We start from the raw sequence: 6,479 nt of genomic DNA, 5'->3' as shown, positions 1-6,479 counted from the left end.
GACATAAAGCGGATTTACAAATTTACTAAAAACGGAATATTAACCGAGCAGGCAGATGTTGTGCCAGAGTATGCATATCAATGCATACGAATGATAGGTCGAGTGGGGGTCGTTGTATGTTTGATTGCTGTTGTTTTTGTTGGTCCTATGGCGTTCATTGGAGCTGGGGCAAGTGCGTTACTCTCATTCAAACTGATTAACTTTAGGTTGAAACCTATGATGTTTGAAACGTTGTATTTTGATGAGTCAGTGATAATAAAGTCTTCAAAAGCAAATTATGTATCAATACTTCCCAATGCAGATTTATTAGTTTCAGGGAATGGTTTTATCAGTAATGGTAAAAACATTAATCAAATTTTCAATACCTTAAGGGAATTCTATCCAAATGGTCATTTTTATGAGGTAGAGGAAGAAGATGATATTTATTCCCATTATAAATATAAAGAGTTCTTACATCCAATGGGTCAGGATTGATGTGAAATGGTATTGTTGAATCATAATAGTAACTGAAATAAAAAAGCGGCAACGAAGCCGCTTTTATTAGTGTTGAGTTCTAAATTTAGAATTTATAATCTAACTCAATACCCCAGTTACGACCTGCTTGAGCTTGACGGTCAATCCCATCTTCACCGGCTTCAGTACCAATCATGTCGTTATATAACCAGTACTGTTTATCAAGCGCATTGAATAAGCCACCACGAAGCGTCAAATCTTTCATTGGTTTGTAGTAAGCGGTTAAATCAACCAAGGTGTAGCCTGCAACATCAATGTTTTCATGACCAACGTTTGACCATTTATCTTTTGCCGCAACCATATTTATATTTAATAAAGCACCGTAAGTATAGCCGACAGAGTCATAACCTAAACCTAGGTTTGAAGTGAGTGGGGCAACACTGTCTATTGATGCGCCAGTTTTTTTATCTCGGCCTTCAGCATAAGCAATACTTAGCTTAGAGTAGGTTCCTTGAGGTGCATCAAACGCTTCATCTAATAAATAAGTAGAACTAAATTCAACACCATAAATTTCCACAGAATCGATATTTTCTTTTGTGTAATGTTCTTTTCCATCGTTCGGGCCACCAACAACTTTACCTATATATTGTTGATTGATGAAATCAGAATAATCATTATAGAAAGCGATTAATTCAACCTGTGCGGCATTCGATTGTGCTCGAATTCCTGTTTCATAAGAAATGCTGCTTTCGGCTTTAAGATCTGGGTTTGCATCTATGACAGTGCCACTGTCATAGAAGTAGTACATGTCTTGTAGAGTAGGGGCTTTAAAGCCTTGGCTTACTTGAGCAAGTACACTAAAGTTATTGTTTATATGATAAACCGAACCTAATTTAGCGGTGAAAGCGTCATTTTTGCTGTCAGGATATTCTGTTTCAAAACCGTCATTTGTTTCTGGTTTCGCTTCAAATGAGTCATAACGTAAACCAGCAGTTAGCACTAACTGTTCATCAAGTAAGAAAGCTTGGTCCTGTGCAAAAATACCGTATTGAGTCATTGTTGCATCTGGCATATCGGTATGTCCGGGGCCAGATGTGCCTTGGTCGTATTTGTAATCGGTGTTTTCAGTTGCAAACTTGTTTTGTCTAAAGCTCAGGCCATAAGTGATTTGATGGAATCCTTCTCCAAACTCGGCGATTTTATCAAACTGTGCGTCAAATTGGATTGAATCATCGTTAGCAATACGTTCACGCATCCGGCGACCACTGCCGTAAGATCCAGTTGAAGTATCATAGTTTTCAGATAATGATTCAGTTTGTTGTACATTTAATTTTGATTCTAGCGTATCGAATAGCGCATTATTAGCTGTCCATTCATGCTCTAAACCAACGCGTAATCGAGTTGTTGTGTCCTTGTTGTAGTTATCATAATAAGTAATAATAGGCACCCCTCCACTCATCATAGAATAACCATTTTGGGAAAGCTCATCTTCATCATATTGAGAGGTGTAATATTCCACAGTCGTGCCGATGCGATGCGAATCATTTAATTGGTAAAAGGCTTTTGCTAATAAGTTGCCAATTTGTGCATCCGCTGGGTTTGCTGCTCCACGATCTGGGCCTTCAATATCTGCGCCGTTAGAGTGGGTTTGTGATTCACTGCCTTTTTTATACGTCAGCATTACTAAAGTTTCTAGTTCAGCAGCGCGCATTGCCCAAGTACCTGTAGTTTTCGTGCTTGAATCTACGCTGTTATAACCTGTTTTTACTTCAAAAGCGTTTTCGTCTCCTTCGGTTCTTAAAATATCTTCAGGATTTTTAGTCTCCATTAGAACGGTACCACCAAGTGCATCAGAGCCATAAAGCGTAGAAGAGGGGCCTTTGTTTACTTCAATGGCTTTTAAGGTATCGATTTCAATAGCGCTAGGATATTTACGCTGTTCGTTTGAACCGGGGTTATATGGGGTAGGTTGTTGGACACCATCTACAAGTACTTTAATTCGGCTATCACTCATACCACGAATAGTAAATCCTGATAAACCAAAACGACCGCCACCATTTGCAGTTACCCCAGGTGTATATTTTAAAGCATCTTGAACACTGGTTGCCATTGTCTTATCAATGTCTTCAGCAGTTACTTTTGATATAGAGCTTGATACATCTTTGATGCTTTGTTCTGTTCGAGTTGCCGATACAACAACCTCATCAAACATTGTCGCATTCCCATTCGAAGAGGTTTCTGCATGAAGAATAGGGGAGATAGCAACTAAAATAGACGCAGCTAAAAGCGTTTTTTTATTAGACATGTTAATTCCTTGAAAGTGTGTAGTCTCATCATTCGGAAAGATAATACATACTGCGAATGATAATTACTATCATTTTCATTTGATCTTTTGTGTTTTTGTTCTATGACGTGAAAAATTGAATAAAATAAAAACGATAGACATATAAAAAGAAGGGAATTGATAGGCGTTCTATAGCCATTTGGCTAAGAAAAGTACTTTTTTCTATTAGATCAGCTATTTTATCCAATTCAGTTTGGATTTAGCGCTGTGATTTATTACTATGTGCTGATATGTATTTTACTCGCAACGGATACCACCTATAAGTGGATGAGGAAACGATGCAACATCTAGACGAGATCATTGCCAATGCAACGGCAGAAATTGAACAAGCAGGCTCTTTAGTCGCTCTGGACGAAGTCCGTGTTCAATATTTAGGTAAAAAAGGGCATTTGACACTTCAGCTTCAAGGACTAGGTAAACTAGACCCTTCAGAGCGTCGTGAAGCCGGTCAACTGATCAATAAAGCAAAGCAAGCGGTTCAAACGTTATTAGTTGAACGTAAAGACTCTCTTCAAACTGCAGAGCTTGAAGCGAAACTTGCTGCTGAAACTATCGATGTAAGCCTTCCTGGCCGTCGTATAGAGAATGGTGGTTTACACCCAGTTACTCGTACCGTTGAGCGTATTGAGCAATTCTTTGGTGAATTAGGTTTCAGCACTGAATCTGGCCCTGAAATTGAAGATGCATTCCATAACTTCGATGCGCTAAATATTGCAGACGATCACCCAGCACGTACTGACCACGATACGTTCTTCTTTAACCCTGATCTAATGCTACGTACGCATACATCAGGTGTTCAGATCCGTACAATGGAAAATGGCAAACCACCATTCCGTTTCATTGCTCCTGGTCGTGTTTACCGTAACGATTACGATCAAACTCACACACCAATGTTCCATCAAGTGGAAGGTATGTTAGTTGATGAGAACGTTAACTTTGCACAACTTAAAGGTATTCTTCACGATTTCCTTTGTAATTTCTTTGAAGAAGAAGTTGAAGTGCGTTTCCGTCCTTCATTCTTCCCATTCACAGAACCTTCTGCTGAAGTTGATGTGAAGCGTAAAGATGGCAAATGGTTAGAAGTATTAGGTTGTGGCATGGTTCACCCTAACGTACTTCGCTCTGTTGGCATCGACCCTGAAAAATACTCAGGCTTTGCGTTTGGTATGGGTGTTGAGCGTCTAACTATGCTTCGTTACGGCGTAAATGACCTTCGTGCGTTCTTCGAGAACGACCTTCGTTTCCTTAAACAATTCAAGTAATTCGGGGCTAGAAATTTATGAAATTCAGTGAATCTTGGCTACGCGAGTGGGTTAAACCTGCTATTAACAGCGAAGAGCTAGCTCACCAAATCACAATGGCTGGTTTGGAAGTTGATGAAGTTGCACCTGTTGCTGGTGAGTTCACCGGCGTTAAAGTAGGTAAAGTGGTTGAGTGTGGTCAACACCCAGACGCAGACAAACTTCGTGTAACTAAAATTGATATCGGCGAAGAAGAGCTTTTAGACATCGTTTGTGGTGCATCTAACTGTCGTCTTGGTCTAACGGTTGCAGTTGCAACGGTTGGTGCTGTACTTCCTGGTGACTTTAAAATTAAGAAAGCAAAACTACGTGGTGTTCCATCACACGGCATGCTTTGTTCTTTCTCTGAGCTGGGTATTGATGTTGAATCTGACGGTATTTTAGAATTACCAGAAGGCTCTACATTAGGTATGGACGTGCGTGAGCTTCTTGAGCTTAACGATGTTGCTATCGATGTTGACCTAACAGCAAACCGCGCTGACTGTTTCAGCATTCGTGGTTTAGCCCGTGAAGTGGGTGTTCTTAACCGTGCAGACGTAACAGAACCAACTATCGAAGCAGTAACAACAAGCATCGAAGATACCGTTTCTATTGACGTTAAAGCAACTGAAGCGTGTCCACGTTACCTTGGTCGTGTTATCAAGAACGTAAACGCAAAAGCGGAAACGCCAATTTGGATGCAAGAGAAACTGCGTCGTTGTGGTATTCGTTCAATCGATGCGATTGTTGATATTACAAACTACGTAATGCTTGAGCAAGGCCAACCAATGCACGCATTTGATCTGTCTAAGATCGACGGCGGCATTGTGGTTCGTATGGCTGAACAAGATGAGAAATTAACTCTTCTTGATGGCAACGAAGCGAAACTAAACAGCAATACACTTGTTATTGCTGACCAAAACAAAGCACTAGCAATTGCTGGTATCTTTGGTGGTAAAGAATCAGGCGTTACGTCTGAAACAACTGACATAATGCTTGAGTGTGCGTTCTTCGCACCAGATCACATCCGTGGTCGTGCTCGTGCATACGGTCTACACACTGATTCATCTCTACGTTTTGAACGTGGTGTTGACTCTACACTACAAGCAACAGCGATGGAGCGTGCAACACAGCTTCTTGTTGAACTTTGTGGTGGTGAAGTTGCGCCTATTTCTGCGGCTGAATCTGAAGCAGATCTTCCAAAAGAAAGCACAGTTGCGCTACGTCGAAGCAAACTAGACGGCCTATTAGGTCATCACATCCCATCAACAGATGTGGTTGAGATCCTTACTCGTCTAGGTTGTTCTGTTGAAAGCACTGACACAGGTTGGACAGCAACATCTCCATCATGGCGTTTTGATATTGCAATCGAGCAAGACCTAATTGAAGAAGTAGGTCGTATCTACGGTTACAATAACATTCCAAACCAAGCACCTGTTGCTGCACTAAACATGAACGATCACAAAGAAGCAAACCAACCGCTTAAGCGTGTTCGTGATCTTCTTGTTGACCGTGGTTACCACGAAGCAATTACCTACAGCTTCGTAGAGCCTGAGCAACAAAAACTGATCGTGCCTGAGATTGAGCCGTTAATTCTGCCATTCCCAATTTCAGCTGACATGTCAGCAATGCGCCTAAGCCTATGGACTGGTTTGATCAACACTGTTGTTCATAACCAAAAACGTCAGCAACCACGCGTTCGTTTATTCGAATCTGGTCTGCGTTTTATTCCTGAAGAATCAGCAGAAAACGGCATGCGTCAAGAAATGATGCTTGCTGGTATCATCGCTGGTACTCGTGGTGAAGAGCACTGGGATATCGCAACAAACACCGTTGACTTTTTCGACCTTAAAGGCGATTTAGAAGCGGTACTTGAACTAACTGCTAACGAATTAGCGTACGAGTTTAAAGCAGCACAACACCCAGCACTTCACCCGGGCCAAACAGCAGCTATCGTTGTTGGCGGAAAAGAAGTGGGTTTCATCGGTACAGTACACCCAGAGCTAGAGCGCAAGTTTGGCTTGAACGGTCGTACAATCATGTTTGAAATCGAGTGGGATGCAATCAACACTCGCATTATCCCTGAAGCGGCAGCAGTATCTAAGTTCCCTGCAAACCGTCGTGATATCGCAATCGTTGCAGATGAAGCAATTGCTTCTGGTGACATCGTTGCTGAATGTTTAGCATCAGGTGGCGAGCTATTAACTAGCGCGAAACTGTTCGATGTGTACCGCGGTCAAGGTGTTGAAGACGGTAAGAAGAGTCTTGCAATCGCACTGACACTTCAATCTGTTGAGCGTACGTTAGAAGAGGCTGATATCACTTCAGCTGTTGACGCTATCGTTGCCGCAATTGGTGAGAAATTCTCAGCGACATTGCGCGACTAATTAGCAGCTAACACT

3 protein-coding genes and 1 pseudogene are annotated in these 6,479 nt (G+C 41.5%); 3 read left to right on the top strand and 1 reads right to left on the bottom strand.

Annotated elements, in window-relative coordinates; all coding sequences use genetic code 11:
- Positions 1-474: pseudogene (locus A6E06_RS14540) on the top strand (hypothetical protein); the annotation flags it as partial.
- Positions 475-559: 85 nt separating this feature from the next.
- Here the strand turns inward: A6E06_RS14540 and A6E06_RS14535 are convergent.
- Complete coding sequence (locus A6E06_RS14535; protein WP_065591032.1) at positions 560-2,758, bottom strand: TonB-dependent hemoglobin/transferrin/lactoferrin family receptor; 2,199 nt, start codon at positions 2,756-2,758, stop codon at positions 560-562.
- Positions 2,759-3,075: 317 nt separating this feature from the next.
- Here A6E06_RS14535 and pheS point away from each other — a divergent pair, with 317 nt between their 5' ends.
- Positions 3,076-4,059: a phenylalanine--tRNA ligase subunit alpha gene (gene pheS / locus A6E06_RS14530; RefSeq protein WP_045102137.1), complete on the top strand. Its 984-nt coding sequence runs from the start codon at positions 3,076-3,078 to the stop codon at positions 4,057-4,059.
- Positions 4,060-4,076: 17 nt separating this feature from the next.
- Positions 4,077-6,464 carry a phenylalanine--tRNA ligase subunit beta gene (gene pheT, locus A6E06_RS14525; RefSeq protein ID WP_065591033.1) on the top strand — a complete coding sequence of 796 codons (2,388 nt, stop codon included), beginning with the start codon at positions 4,077-4,079 and terminating at the stop codon, positions 6,462-6,464.
- Positions 6,465-6,479 lie beyond the last annotated feature (15 nt).

This window comes from Aliivibrio sp. 1S175 (assembly GCF_001690985.1).
Lineage (GTDB): Bacteria > Pseudomonadota > Gammaproteobacteria > Enterobacterales > Vibrionaceae > Aliivibrio.
The sequence above is the reverse complement of the archived record's forward strand: the minus strand, read 5'-3'. Positions and strand labels throughout refer to the sequence as shown.